General features: G+C 65.7%; 14 protein-coding genes. 12 read left to right on the top strand and 2 right to left on the bottom strand.

Features of this window, described 5'->3' with window-relative positions:
- Positions 1-4 precede the first annotated feature (4 nt).
- The 6 genes from AC07WS_RS20130 (at position 5) to AC07WS_RS20105 (ending at position 7,369) form a co-directional block, all read left to right on the top strand.
- Positions 5-1,849, top strand: a complete 1,845-nt coding sequence (locus AC07WS_RS20130; protein ID WP_494730799.1) for an ABC transporter transmembrane domain-containing protein — start codon at positions 5-7, stop codon at positions 1,847-1,849.
- A 279-nt stretch (positions 1,850-2,128) separates the two neighbouring features.
- A complete protein-coding gene (locus AC07WS_RS20125; protein ID WP_494730798.1) occupies positions 2,129-2,902 on the top strand; it encodes a sterol desaturase family protein in 774 nt (257 codons plus the stop codon).
- Positions 2,903-2,926: 24 nt separating this feature from the next.
- Positions 2,927-4,012: a threonine aldolase family protein gene (locus AC07WS_RS20120; RefSeq protein WP_494730797.1), complete on the top strand. Its 1,086-nt coding sequence runs from the start codon at positions 2,927-2,929 to the stop codon at positions 4,010-4,012.
- Between the two features lie 64 nt (positions 4,013-4,076).
- Complete coding sequence (locus AC07WS_RS20115; RefSeq protein ID WP_494730796.1) at positions 4,077-5,615, top strand: DEAD/DEAH box helicase; 1,539 nt, start codon at positions 4,077-4,079, stop codon at positions 5,613-5,615.
- Positions 5,616-5,699: 84 nt separating this feature from the next.
- Entirely contained in the window at positions 5,700-6,674 is a 975-nt protein-coding gene (locus AC07WS_RS20110; RefSeq protein WP_494730795.1) for a thymidylate synthase, read from the top strand.
- A 41-nt stretch (positions 6,675-6,715) separates the two neighbouring features.
- The gene (locus tag AC07WS_RS20105) at positions 6,716-7,369 is read left to right on the top strand and encodes an alpha/beta fold hydrolase (RefSeq protein WP_494730794.1); all 654 of its coding nucleotides are present in this window, start codon (positions 6,716-6,718) and stop codon (positions 7,367-7,369) included.
- On the opposite strand, the gene AC07WS_RS20100 is transcribed toward AC07WS_RS20105, so the two are convergent.
- Together AC07WS_RS20100 and AC07WS_RS20095 are read right to left on the bottom strand one after the other, a co-directional pair.
- Complete coding sequence (locus AC07WS_RS20100) at positions 7,359-7,712, bottom strand: cupredoxin domain-containing protein (RefSeq protein WP_494730793.1); 354 nt, start codon at positions 7,710-7,712, stop codon at positions 7,359-7,361. The genes AC07WS_RS20105 and AC07WS_RS20100 overlap by 11 nt on opposite strands.
- Positions 7,713-7,718: 6 nt before the next feature.
- A complete protein-coding gene (locus AC07WS_RS20095; protein WP_494730792.1) occupies positions 7,719-8,600 on the bottom strand; it encodes a metallophosphoesterase family protein in 882 nt (293 codons plus the stop codon).
- A 174-nt stretch (positions 8,601-8,774) separates the two neighbouring features.
- On the opposite strand from AC07WS_RS20095, the gene AC07WS_RS20090 reads away from it, so the two are divergent.
- The 6 genes from AC07WS_RS20090 to AC07WS_RS20065 are packed head-to-tail and all read left to right on the top strand — an operon-like array spanning position 8,775 to position 12,493.
- Positions 8,775-9,311, top strand: coding sequence for a sigma-70 family RNA polymerase sigma factor (locus AC07WS_RS20090; protein ID WP_494730791.1), 537 nt, complete (start codon positions 8,775-8,777; stop codon positions 9,309-9,311).
- Entirely contained in the window at positions 9,301-10,089 is a 789-nt protein-coding gene (locus AC07WS_RS20085; protein ID WP_494730790.1) for an anti-sigma factor family protein, read from the top strand. Before AC07WS_RS20090 ends, AC07WS_RS20085 begins: the two co-directional genes overlap by 11 nt.
- Before the next feature lie 60 nt (positions 10,090-10,149).
- Positions 10,150-10,866 (top strand): hypothetical protein, encoded by a 717-nt coding sequence (locus AC07WS_RS20080; RefSeq protein WP_494730789.1) that lies wholly within the window; start codon positions 10,150-10,152, stop codon positions 10,864-10,866.
- Positions 10,867-10,868: 2 nt separating this feature from the next.
- Positions 10,869-11,354 carry a membrane protein insertion efficiency factor YidD gene (gene yidD, locus AC07WS_RS20075; protein WP_494730788.1) on the top strand — a complete coding sequence of 162 codons (486 nt, stop codon included), beginning with the start codon at positions 10,869-10,871 and terminating at the stop codon, positions 11,352-11,354.
- Positions 11,351-11,842, top strand: a complete 492-nt coding sequence (locus tag AC07WS_RS20070) for a dihydrofolate reductase (protein ID WP_494730787.1) — start codon at positions 11,351-11,353, stop codon at positions 11,840-11,842. The genes yidD and AC07WS_RS20070 overlap by 4 nt, the downstream gene beginning before the upstream one ends.
- A gap of 30 nt (positions 11,843-11,872) precedes the next feature.
- Positions 11,873-12,493 (top strand): DUF4337 domain-containing protein, encoded by a 621-nt coding sequence (locus AC07WS_RS20065; protein WP_332855780.1) that lies wholly within the window; start codon positions 11,873-11,875, stop codon positions 12,491-12,493.
- Positions 12,494-12,662: the final 169 nt, after the last annotated feature.

The raw sequence follows: 12,662 nt of genomic DNA, 5'->3' as shown, positions 1-12,662 counted from the left end.
CACGATGACCAACAGCACCACCGCCAGCACCCCGTCCGCAGCCGCCTCCAACACAGCCAGGGAAGCCAAGAAAGGCAGTCTAGCCACCCTGCGCGGCCTGACGCCCTTCCTGCTGCCGTACAAGCGCCAGTTCCTCATGGCCGGCATCGCGCTGGTGGTGGCCGCGTGCTCCACGCTGGCCATCCCCGCCGCCTTCAAGCAGATGATCGACCTGGGTTTCGGCGGCTCCGGCGCCAAGAGCATCAAGCACGTCGACCTGGTGTTCCTGGCGCTGTTCGGCGTGGCCACCGTGCTGGCGCTGGCCACGGCGGCGCGCTTCTACACGGTCTCCTGGCTGGGCGAGCGCGTCACCGCCGACATCCGCAGCGCCGTCTACAACCACGTCGTCACCCAGAGCCCCGAGTTTTTCGAGACCACGCAAACCGGCGAAGTCCTGTCGCGCATCACCACCGACACCACGCTGATCCAGGCGGTGGTGGGCACCAGCATCTCGATGGCGCTGCGTAACGTGCTGCTGTTCATCGGCGGCCTGGTGATGCTGTTCGTGACCAGCGCCAAGCTGTCGGCCATCATCATCGGCCTGCTGATCCTGACGGTGCTGCCGATCGTGATGTTCGGCCGCCGCGTGCGCAAGCTCTCGCGCGATTCGCAGGACCGCATCGCCGACGCCTCCGCCATGGCCGGCGAAATCCTCAACGCCATGCCGACCGTGCAGGCCTTCACCCACGAGAAGATCGAATCGCAGCGCTTCGGCGCCTCGGTCGAAGGCGCGTTCGGCACCGCCATGCGCCGCATCCGCGCCCGCGCGCTGCTGACCATGATCGCCATCGTGCTGGTGTTCGGCACCATCGTGTTCGTGCTGTGGCTGGGCGCGCACGCCGTGCTGGAAGGCTCGATGACCGGCGGCGACCTCGGACAATTCATCCTGTACGCGTCCATCGTGGCCGGCGCCATCGGCGCCCTGTCCGAAGTGATGGGAGAGGCGCAGCGCGCCGCCGGCGCCACCGAGCGCCTGCTGGAACTGATGTCGGTCAAGTCGGCCATCCAGTCGCCGTCGCAACCATTGGCGCTGCCGCCGCGCGCCGCCAACGGCGCGGCACTGAGCCTGCACGACGTCTCGTTCTCCTATCCTTCGCGTCCCGACACGGCGGCGCTGGGGCATCTGTCGCTGGACATCAAGCCCGGTGAGACGGTGGCCGTGGTCGGCCCTTCCGGCGCCGGCAAGACCACGCTGTTCCAGCTGTTCCTGCGCTTCTACGATCCGCAGAGCGGCAGCATCAAGCTCGATGGCGTGGATATCACCAGGCTCGATCTGCACACGCTGCGCGGCGCCATCGGCATCGTGCCGCAGGATACGGTGATCTTCTCGGCCGACGCGATGGAGAACATCCGCTACGGCCGCGCCGGCGCCACCGACGAGGAAGTGATCCAGGCCGCCAAGCTGGCCGCCGCCCATGAATTCATCGAACGCCTGCCGCAGGGTTATCAATCCTTCCTGGGCGAGCGCGGCGTGCGCCTGTCCGGCGGCCAGCGCCAGCGCATCGCGATCGCGCGCGCGCTGCTGAAAAACCCGCCGCTGCTGCTGCTCGACGAAGCCACCAGCGCGCTGGACGCGGAATCCGAGCGCCTGGTGCAAACGGCGCTGGAGGCGGCGATGGTGGGCCGCACCACCGTCATCATCGCGCACCGCCTGGCGACGGTGCAGCGCGCCGACCGCATCATCGTGATGGAGGACGGCCGCATCGTCGAAACCGGGACCCACGCTTCGCTGGTGGCGCTGGGCGGCATTTACGCCAACCTGGCGGCGCTGCAGTTCCACAACGTCCACATCGAACATCACGCGGACTGACCGCGCGCAGCGCCGTTCCGCACCGCAGGGTGCGGACCATCACCGCATCAAGGCGAGACGCCAGGCAGCGACGACAACGGCAGGATGCGCGACTTGGTCTGCTGGCTGACAGTGGAGTTAGGGTCGCAAAATTTAAAAATTAAATGATTGGCAATTGCCAACTACACAATCATATCAGCGTGATAACATGCGCACTACACAGATCGAGAATTAATCAATTTATAAGCACTGCCCCCGCAGCAGGCCTTAGCATGCGCGATCCAATGTCAAGGGAACACCATGCTCTATCAGCTCCTCAATAACATCCGGCATGTCGCCCGGGACTACGCAGTGGTGACGGGCGCCTTCATCGCGCTCTCGCTGTGGTGGCGTTTGCGGCCCGGTCGCAGACAGCGCCTGCAGGCGAAGCCGATCGGCCTGCCGCAAATCCGGCGCGAAGTGCTCACTTCCGCGGTCAGCATCGTCGTCCTCGGCAGCGTCATGCCGATCGCTTTCGCACTGGGCCTCGGCCGCCACACCAACTTCTACCAGAGCGTGCATGCCTACGGGCGCGGATGGGGCTTCATCGCCTTGATGGTGTTGCTGATGATGGTGATCCAGGACACCTGGTTCTACTGGACGCATCGATTGATGCACCATCGCCGCCTGTTCCGCTGGGCGCACCGCACCCACCACCGCTCCACCAACACCGGTCCCCTGTCCACCTACTCGATCAGCCCACTGGAAGCGGTGATCGACAGCGGCGCCAGCATCGTGATCCTGCTGGTGTTGCCGGTCACGTTCTGGTCGCTGGTCATTTTCACCTGGATTAACACGGCCTTCGCGGTGTACACCCACCTGGGCTACGAACTGTTCCCACGCGCGCTGTCGAAGCACTGGCTGGGCCGCTGGATCAACACCTCCACCGCACACAACACCCACCATGCGCGGGGACGCTACAACTACAGCTGGTACTTCCTGTTCTGGGACCGGATGATGGGCACCCTGTCGCCGGACTACGACGAACATTATCGCAAAGCCGGTTTTTTGGCCCCGGCGGCAAAAAGCCGGTAACATTCTCCCTTTCAGGAGAACGCCTTGACCGACGCCGAACTGCGCCTCAGTTGTACCACCCACCTGCCCGGACACCGCCAGCCCTCGCCCGCCCAGCTGTTCGCGGCGATGTCCGCATGGTGCGAGGCCAACGGCGTGGCGCACGACACCTACGGCACTGGCGCGCTAATACAGGACTTCGAACAGAAGGTCGCCACGCTGCTGGGCTTTGAGGCGGCGCTGTTCTGCATCACCGGCACCATGGCGCAGGCCACCGCGCTGCGCATCGCCTGCTCGGAGCGCGGCAGCCGGCTGGTGGCGCTGCATCCGACCTCGCACATCCTGCGCCACGAACGCGGCAACCACCAGCTGTTCGACCATTTTCAGGCCCTGCAGATCGGCGACCCGCACCGCCCGTGGACGCTGGACGAACTCAAAGGCATTCCGGACAAGTTGGGCGCGGCCACGCTGGAGCTGCCGATGCGCGAGATCGGCGGCCAGTGCCCGAGCTGGGAGGAGCTGGAAGCCATCAAAGCCTACTGCCGCGAGCAATCCATCCACCTGCACCTGGACGGCGCGCGCCTGCTGGAAACGGCCGCCGCATACGACCGCCCGGCCGCCGACATCGCGGCCGGCTTCGACACCGTCTATCTGTCGATGTACAAAGGCATAGGCGGCATGGGCGGCGCCATGCTGCTCGGTAGCGCGGCCTTTGTCGCCAAAGCCCAGGAGTGGTTCCGCCGCCAGGGCGGCAACGTCTACCAGCGCACGCCGTACGTGGTGGCCGCCGCCATGCAGTTCGACGCCCGGCTGGCGGCGATGCCGGACTACTTCCGGCGCACGGAGTGGCTGTACGAAGTGCTGCGCGACTACCCGCTGCTGACGCCCAACCCCGCCCGTCCGCAGGCCAGCATGCTGCATCTGCACCTGCCGGTCAGCCGCGAGCGCGCCAACGAGATCCGCAACCACATCGCCGAGCAGCATGGCGTGTGGCTATTCAACGCGGCCAGCCACGCCGCGCTGCCCGGCCGCAGCTCGGTGGAACTGTACATCGGCGACAACCTGCTCAACCTGCCGGACCAGCGCGTGCGCGAGATCCTGGCCCTGTGGTCGGACGCGCTGACCAACTAAATTTCTGCACAAGCCGGTGCAACCGGCTACACTGCGCCCTCTTTTCGTTTTACGGCATAACACCATGACCTTCCAAGCCCTCGGCCTGATCGACCCCATACAGCGCACGCTGGAGACGCTGGGCTACAAGCAGCCCACGCCCGTCCAGAAGCAAGCCATACCCGCCGTGCTGGCGGGCCGCGACCTGATGGCAGCGGCGCAAACCGGCACCGGCAAGACGGCGGGCTTCGCCCTCCCCATCCTGCAACGCCTGACCATGGACGGCGTGACCGCGCCGAAAGCGGTGCGCTGCCTGGTGCTGGTGCCGACCCGCGAACTGGCCGAACAAGTCTACGAGAGCTTCCGCAGCTACGGCGGCAACCTGCCGCTGAAATCGGCCGTGGCCTATGGCGGCGTGCCGATCGAGCCGCAGATCACCAAGCTGCGCAAGGGCCTGGACGTGCTGGTGGCCACGCCGGGCCGCCTGATCGACCTGCACGACCAGGGCGCGATCAGCTTCGCCATGCTGCAAACGCTGGTGCTGGACGAGGCGGATCGCATGCTGGACCTGGGCTTCGAGCGCGACCTGGACATCCTGCTGGCGGCCCTGCCCAAGCAGCGCCAGACCTTGCTGTTCTCGGCCACGTTCTCCGACGAGATCCGCAAACTGGCCGGCGGCATGCTGAAAGACCCGGTGTCGATCCAGGTCAGCGCCAGCAACACGGCCACCAAGACCGTCAAGCAGTGGCTGATCCCGACCGACAAGCGGCGCAAGCCCGAGCTGCTGCTGCACCTGCTGAAGAAGCTGCGCTGGGGCCAGGTGCTGGTGTTCGTCAAGACCCGCAAGGGCGTCGAGACGCTGGTCAAGACGCTGCAGGAACAAGGCATTTCGGCCGATTCCATCCACGGCGACAAAACCCAGCCGGCCCGCCTGCGCGCGCTGGCACGCTTCAAGAACGCCGAAGTCCAGCTGCTGGTGGCCACCGACGTCGCCGCGCGCGGGCTGGATATCGAGGCGCTGCCGCAGGTGGTCAACTTCGACCTGCCGACCGTGGCCGAGGACTACATCCACCGCATCGGCCGCACCGGCCGCGCCGGCATGGAGGGCGAAGCCGTCTCGCTGGTCTGCGCCGACGAAGTCGATATGCTCAAGGCCATCGAAACGTTGACCCGCCAGGTCATCCACCGCATCGAGGAACCGGGTTTCGAAGCCGACCACCGCGTGCCGGAGACCGGTCCTAAAGGCGCGGCTGCCGCCGCCGCCAAGAAAGCGGCTGCCGAAGCGCCGGCCAGGAAGAAGCGGCCGTTCACCGGCCCTGCGGGCGGCAAGGCGGCCGGCGCCAACGCGACAGCCGGCGGCAAGGCCGCTGTCACGGCCCGTCCCGCAGGCGGCGACGCCTCTTTGGGCACCTGGACTCCGCCTGCGCCATCGGGCAAGCCGGCCGGCGGCACGCGCTCCGGCGGCGCGAAACCAGGTGGCGGCCGAACTTACGGGGGCGGCGGCAAGCCAGCAGCGCCCAAGGGCGCAGTCGTGGTCACCGGCGGGCGTGGCGCCAAGTCGCTGGCGCGGGCCGCAGGCAAGGCCACCGCAAAGCCGGGCGGCCGCAAGCCTGGCCCGCGCTGAGCGCCTGGGCGGCCATGCGCGCCGCCTGATAAAATAGCCGTCTTTCCGGGCCGTCGCGGCCCGCGCACCACGTTGGAGAATTGAATGCAGCAATACCAGGAACTGATCCAGACCGTGCTCGATACGGGCAGCTGGCAAGACAACCGTACCGGCATCCGCACCCTGAGCGTGCCGGGAGCGATGATGCGCTTCGATCTGCTGAACGGCGGCTTCCCAGCAGTGACGACCAAAAAACTGGCATTCAAATCCGTGGTCGGCGAATTGTGCGCCTTCCTGCGCGCCTCCCGCAGCGCGGCCGACTTCCGCGCGCTGGGCTGCAAGGTCTGGGACCAGAACGCCAACGAGAACAAGCAATGGCTGGAAAATCCCTATCGGCTCGGCGAGGACGACCTGGGGCCGGTCTACGGCGTGCAGTGGCGCCAATGGCCGGGCTTCAAGCTGATCGCCGTCGACCAGCCGGCGCAGATCGCCGACGCGCAGAAGAACGGCTTCCGCCTGATCTCGCAGATCGAGGACGAGGGCGTGACCAAAGTCCTGCTGCACAAGTCTATCGACCAGCTGCGCGAGTGCCTGGACACCATCGTCAACAATCCGGGCAGCCGCCGCATCCTGTTCCATGGCTGGAATCCGGCCGTGCTGGATGCGGTAGCCCTGCCGGCCTGCCATTTGCTGTACCAGTTCATTCCGAATCCAAGCACGCGCGAGCTGTCGATGTGCCTCTACGTCCGCTCCAACGACCTGGGTCTGGGCACGCCGTTCAACCTGGCCGAAGGCGCGGCGCTGATGCACCTGGTCGGCCGCCTGACCGGCTACACGCCGCGCTGGTTCACCTACTTCATCGGCGACGCCCACATCTACGAGAACCACATGGACATGGTCAAGGAGCAGCTGACCCGCACGCCCTTCCCTGCGCCGCAGTTCCGCATCTCCGACCGCGTGCCGGACTTCGCCAAGACCGGCAAGTACGAGCCGGAGTGGCTGGAAAATGTCGAGCCGTCGGACTTCTCGCTGGAAGGCTACCAGCACCACGCGCCGATCACGGCGCCCATGGCGGTATGACACGGCTGGACTTCATCCCCGGCACACTATGTGACGAAAGGATGTGGTCCCGCTTGACGCCGTTGCTGGGTGGCGGCTTCGAGTTCAATCACATCCCGCTGCACCACGCGGGGACGCGCCAGGAGATGCACGATGTGATTGCGGCGCACAGCGCGCCGTCGGCGCATCTGGTGGCGTTCTCGCTGGGCGCCTACCTCGCCATCGAATACGCGCTGCTGCATCCGGAGCGCGTGCGATCGCTGGTGCTGATCGCGAACTCAGCGCGCGGCCTGAGCGAGACCGAGAAGCAAACCCGTCGCCGCATCATCCCGATGTTGAAGAGCAGCGCCTACACCGGCATGACGCGCATGCGTTTGCGCGAGCTGCTGCATGAAACACACCTAGGCGACCAATCCATCATCGACGTAATCCAGCAGATGGCGCTGGACCTGGGCAAGGAAGTGCTGCTGGCGCAGTTCACCGCCTCAATGGAGCGCCCGGACCTGATGGAACGGCTGGCGGAAATCAAATGCCCGGTGCTGATCGTCGGCGCCGCCGGCGACCAGCTGGTCGATCCGGCCGACCTACGCGAGATGCAGCGCCACCTGCCCGACGCGCGCCTGACCATCCACGATGGCACCGGCCACATGATCCCGCTGGAGGCCCCGCAGGCGCTGGCCGCCGACATGCTGGCCTTCCAACCGCTCAAGCCTTGACGATGATGGTGCCGGCCATTTCCTCGTGCCCGCTGCCGCAGAAGTTATCGCACAAGAAGCCGAACTGGCCGGCCTCCTGCGGCTTGAGCCTCACCTGCACCGGCTTGCCCATCACCAGATCGGCGCGGATCTTGAAGTCCGGCAGGCTGAAACCGTGCGGAAAATCCAGCGCCGTCAGTTCCAGCACCACCGCCTCGCCCTTCTTCAATTCGATCACGTTCGGCGAGTAGCGGAATTTGCGCGCCTCGATCTTGATCACGCGCTCCCTGGCCTTGGCCTGCACGGCGCCAAGGGCCACCAGCGCCAACGGGGCGCACATCAGCAATCTACGTTTGGTCAGCATAATGGTTCATCCTTTCATTGCGGGGAATTCGGTGATTTGATAGGCCACAGGCTTGGCCTCCGCCTCCACCTCGCGGAAGCCCAGGCCCTTGCCGGGCGCCGCCGGGTCCCAAGGCAACGGCGTGCGCTTGTCCTGCGAACCGGGCGCCGGCAGTGGGAAGATCAGCGACTTGGCCGCGTGGTGTGCGATATGGCCGCTCATGTGATGGTTTTCCTGGTGGATGTGGCCATAGAACACGGTGACGTTCGAATACGGCATCAGCAGCGCCATCGCCTGCTCACCATCGCGCGTGGCCCAGTCCCATTTCGGCGCCAGGTCGAACAATGGCCGGTGCGTCAGCACGACGATGCGCGCGTCCTTCGCCTGCTTGTCCAGATCCGCCTTCAGCCACGCCAGCTGCGCCTCGCCGATGCGCGCGCCGGGATCGGACACGTTGTCAATGGCGATGAAGTGCACGCCCTTGTGGTCGAAGGTGTAATGCGTGGGGCCGAAGAACTCCTGGAAGGCCGCGCCGTTGTCGAGCGAGGCGTCGTGCTCACCCGCCAGGAAATGCACGTCCTTGACCTTCAAGCCGGCCACGATCTGCTTGAACTCCGCCATGCGGCGACGGCGCTCGGCCGCGTCGTCGGTGGTGTGGGTCAGGTCGCCGGTGAAGACGATGAAGTCCGGCTGCACCGCCAGCGCGTTGACGCTGTCCACCGCCTGCCGCAGCGTGTTGTGCGCCTCCGGATTGGCCGGCCCCTTGTAGCCCCAGTGCGAATCGGACAGCTGGACGAAGTAGAAGTCCTCGTAGCCGGCGGCCGCCATCGCCCTGCCGTACAAGCCGGACATGAAGACGGCGCCGCCGCCCACTGCGCCCAGCCTTAGAAATCCTCTGCGATCGATCATGATGAACTCCGTGGTGTAGTTGAAAAGCCAGCGCCGCGCCATGGCATAATCGGCGGGCGCCGGTCGTACCGGCTAAAACCCGGAGCCAGGCCCGGATATTCCCGATATTTTTTTTATTTCTGAACCGGGAATAAATCCGCACCGGACGGAGTCTTCATCCACTGGACCACAGCAATGGATAAGTATTTGGGCGACGACGACAAAACCGCGCAGTTCGAGGCGATGGCCATGCCGCATCTGGACGCGGCCTACAACCTGGCCCGCTGGCTGACCCGCAACGAGCATGACGCCGACGATCTGGTGCAGAGCGCCTATCTGCGCGCCTTCCGCTTTGCCGACGGCTTTCGCGGCGGCGACGTGCGCGCGTGGCTGCTGACCATCGTGCGCCACACCTACTACAGCGCGCTGCGCGACGGCCAGGCGCAGCGCGGCGACATCAGCTTCGACGAGGCGCTGCATGGCGACGACGAATCCGTCGATCCGGCCGCCATCGCCGCCAGCCGCGACACGGGCCGCACCGTCAACGCGGCGCTGGCCCGGCTGCCGCAGGCGTTTCGCGAGGTGCTGGTGTTGAAGGAGATGGACGATCTGTCGTACAAGCAGATCGCGCAAGTGACCGAAACGCCGATCGGCACGGTGATGTCGCGGCTGGCCCGCGCGCGCAAGCTGCTGCTGGCCTATCTGAAGCACGGAGAGCAGGATGGAATCTAAGCACAGCCAGGAAAAGCTGTCGGCGTACCTGGATGCCGAACTCGATGCGGCCGGCAGCGCGCAGGTGGAGGCGCATTTGTCCGCTTGCGGCGAGTGCGCGCAGGCGCTGGCGCAGATGGAGGCGCTGCGCGGCAGGGTCGCGGCCGAGGCGCAGCGTCATGCCGCGCCCGAGTATCTGAAGCACCGCATCCACGCCGCGCTGCGTGCTGAAGTTGCGCGCACTCCGGCACGCCGTGCAGCACCGCGCGCGTGGCCGTGGGCGTGGATCAACCTTGGCCTGGCGGGCGCCATGACGGCCGCTTTTGCCGTCACGCTCACGTTGTACCTGGGCCAGCCCGGCGCCGACGACCGCATCGAGCAGGAACTGGTGGCCAGCCATTTCCGCTCGCTGATGCCCGACCACCTGGCCGATGTGGCCTCGACCGACCAGCACACCGTCAAGCCCTGGTTCGCCGGCAAGCTCGATTATTCGCCGCCCGTGTACGACCTGGCCACGCAGGGCTACGCCTTGATCGGCGGGCGGCTGGACTATCTCCAGCAGCGGCCCGTGGCGGCGCTGGCCTACCGCCACCGGCTGCACATCGTCAACCTGTACATCTGGCCGGACGCCGGCGGCCATGCCGGCGCGCCGCAAGCGGGCATGCGGCAAGGCTTCCATCTGCTGCGCTGGTCGCAGGACGGCATGCGGTATTCGGCCGTGTCGGACATCAACCCGCAGGACCTGGCGCAGTTCGCCGCGCTGGTGCGCCAGAAAGTGGCACAGGCCGACGCGCAGTAGAGGACGCGGTTTTCCGGCGCGGCATGGTATTGTGGCTTGTTTATTCGACCACATTGAAACATGAACAAAAATATGATCGGCCCCATCGCCGCGCTGGCGTTGGCTCAGGGCCTGTTGGCAGGCTGCCGCGACCACGCCGTGCCGGCGGCGCCCACGCCGCGTGTGGCGGCCGCCTCCCATGAGGCCGTCGGATCGCACGCGCCACAGCCGGAAGGTGCTTCCGACGGCGAGGAAGTTGACATCGCCCAATCCCTGAAGGGCAAGGATTTCACGCTGGAGGTGCTCGTCAACGGCAACGATGCTTTCCGCAATCTGGACATCAGCATGGCTGACGGCGGGTCGGTGCACCTGCTGCGTTCGATGGAGGGCCAGATTTCCGACCTCGCCAGCACGACCTTCGCGCCGGGCGACAGCTTTGAACTCAGGGAGATGATCCCTGGCGACGCGCGCCAGCAAATCGTCTGCAAGGGCAGCCAGTTACTCAGCCGGGGCGCCGGCAGCCTGGGCACGTTCACCCTGTATCGCATCGAAGGCGAGCACCTGCAGGAACTGGTCAACCTCGTCACCGAGCGCGAAGTCGAGGACGGCAATGGCCTGACGCCGCAAAAGCTGCATGCCAGCGTCGAGGAAACCACACGCGACGGCCAGCCGGCCATCGTCTACCGGGTCAGGGTCGAGCAGCAGCCGGAGCACACCATCGTCTTCCGCTGGAACGGCAAGCTGTTCGAAGACGCCAGCGGCGAATACGCCAGGATCGCCTCCGCATACCTTCCCTGACGATGAAACGCCTCGCCCTTGCCGCCATCGCGGCCTATCAACGCTGGCTTTCGCCACTGAAGGGCTATAGCTGCGCCTTCCGCGTGCACACCGGGCGGGACAGCTGCTCCCAGTACGGCAAGCGCGCCATCGCCCGCCATGGCGTGATGGCCGGTCTGCTGCTGCTAAAGCGGCGCATGGAGGATTGCGGCGACCTGCACCACCACCACATCCAGCGGCCGGTGCTGAGCGCGCGCCACCGCCTGCAGGCCGGCTTTTGCAGCTGGGGCGAAGTCTTTGAATTCAGCTGCGATTTCTGCGCCGGCTGGGCGGACGATGCGCGCTGCTGCGCCTGGCGCTACAGCACGCGGCCGACGGAATACGACGACAACTACCCCGGCAACTCGCCGCGCCGCGCGCGCCGCAAGAAATCGGCCACGCCGAAAAAGCGCAAATTGAACGATAATGTCGGCTCTGCACCTTCTGCACCGGATAGCATCGAAAAATGAGCACACTGACCATCATCGTCGCCATGGACGCCCAGCGCGGCATCGGCATCAACAACACCCTGCCGTGGAAGCTGCCGGAAGACCTCGCGCATTTCAAGCGCCTGACCACCGGCCACACCATCATCATGGGCCGCAAGACCTTCGACTCGATCGGGCGTCCGCTGCCCAACCGCCGCAACATTGTCATCACCCGCAATCCGGAATGGCGGCATGAGGGCGTGGAAGCGGTGGGCTCGGTCGAGGCGGCGCTGGCCCTGCTGGACGGCGCGCCCGGCTTCGTCATCGGCGGCGCCAAGATCTACAAGCAGTCGATGCAACTGGCCGACCAGTTGATCATCACCGAGATCGCCCGCACCTTTCAGTGCGACGCCTTCTTCCCCGCGCTGGAAGCCGGCGTCTGGGAAGAAACCGCGCGCGAACGACACGCTTCGCCCACGGCCGATTTGCAGTACGCTTTTGTTACACTGCGCCGCAAGGCCGCAGTTTAATCCTCAACCCCTTCAAGGAATCTACAGAACATGTCAGGCGACGGTTTTCACGTACATGGACCGCACGATCACGCGGTCGAACACGCAGCCCACGGCAGCGATGGCTTTTCGAACAATATTGCCGTCATGACGGCGATCCTGGCCACGGTGGGCGCCACTTTCGGCTACCTGGGCGGCGCCACGCAGAACGACGCGGCCCTGTTCAAGAACAACGCGGCCATCGACAAGACCCAGGCCGCCAACAGCTGGAACTACTACCAGGCCAAGTCCAGCAAGCAGAACCTGGCCGAGCTGGCCATGTCGCTGCCGGGCATCGATCCGAAGAAGTACGAGGCCGACATGGCCCGCTACAAGTCGGAAAAGGAAGACATCAAGAAGGACGCCGAAAAGTGGGAGGAATCCTCTAAAGAGTGGAACCACAAGTCGGACGAGGCCATGCACGAGCACCACCAGTGGGCGCTGGCCACCACCGCCGAGCAGATCGCCATCTCGCTGGCCGCCATCACCCTGCTGACCCGCAAGAAGTGGATGATGGGCCTGGCCTACGGCGTGGCCGGGGTCGGCATCGCGCTGGGCGCGTTCGCCTGGTTCCACGTCGATCCGGTCGGCCAGATGCTGGCCAAGCTGGGCGGCGGCGCGGTCGGACACTGAGGGCTTGCCCGCGGTGTAATACCGTCGTCATAGTATTGCGGCAATCTTGTCTGGATTTTTGCAATATTTTTTTCCCGCAGCGGCCCCATTTCTGCGAGAATCCCGTTCTTATTTTTTTTCTGCGGCTGCCCGCCAGGCGGTCGCGCCCTAGTCCGCCCCTCCACACCAG

It is taken from the genome of Duganella sp. GW821-FHT01E12 (assembly GCF_059422325.1).
The sequence above is the reverse complement of the archived record's forward strand: the minus strand, read 5'-3'. Positions and strand labels throughout refer to the sequence as shown.

Bases quoted from the DNA above. Each gene is read 5' to 3' on its own strand.
- AC07WS_RS20130 (WP_494730799.1), top strand. From the start codon at position 5: ATGACCAACAGCACCACCGCCAGCACCCCGTCCGCAGCCGCCTCCAAC.
- AC07WS_RS20125 (WP_494730798.1), top strand. From the start codon at position 2,129: ATGCTCTATCAGCTCCTCAATAACATCCGGCATGTCGCCCGGGACTAC.
- AC07WS_RS20115 (WP_494730796.1), top strand. From the start codon at position 4,077: ATGACCTTCCAAGCCCTCGGCCTGATCGACCCCATACAGCGCACGCTG.
- AC07WS_RS20110 (WP_494730795.1), top strand. From the start codon at position 5,700: ATGCAGCAATACCAGGAACTGATCCAGACCGTGCTCGATACGGGCAGC.
- AC07WS_RS20105 (WP_494730794.1), top strand. From the start codon at position 6,716: ATGTGGTCCCGCTTGACGCCGTTGCTGGGTGGCGGCTTCGAGTTCAAT.
- AC07WS_RS20100 (WP_494730793.1), bottom strand. From the start codon at position 7,712: ATGCTGACCAAACGTAGATTGCTGATGTGCGCCCCGTTGGCGCTGGTG.
- AC07WS_RS20095 (WP_494730792.1), bottom strand. From the start codon at position 8,600: ATGATCGATCGCAGAGGATTTCTAAGGCTGGGCGCAGTGGGCGGCGGC.
- AC07WS_RS20090 (WP_494730791.1), top strand. From the start codon at position 8,775: ATGGATAAGTATTTGGGCGACGACGACAAAACCGCGCAGTTCGAGGCG.
- AC07WS_RS20085 (WP_494730790.1), top strand. From the start codon at position 9,301: ATGGAATCTAAGCACAGCCAGGAAAAGCTGTCGGCGTACCTGGATGCC.
- AC07WS_RS20080 (WP_494730789.1), top strand. From the start codon at position 10,150: ATGAACAAAAATATGATCGGCCCCATCGCCGCGCTGGCGTTGGCTCAG.
- yidD (WP_494730788.1), top strand. From the start codon at position 10,869: ATGAAACGCCTCGCCCTTGCCGCCATCGCGGCCTATCAACGCTGGCTT.
- AC07WS_RS20070 (WP_494730787.1), top strand. From the start codon at position 11,351: ATGAGCACACTGACCATCATCGTCGCCATGGACGCCCAGCGCGGCATC.
- AC07WS_RS20065 (WP_332855780.1), top strand. From the start codon at position 11,873: ATGTCAGGCGACGGTTTTCACGTACATGGACCGCACGATCACGCGGTC.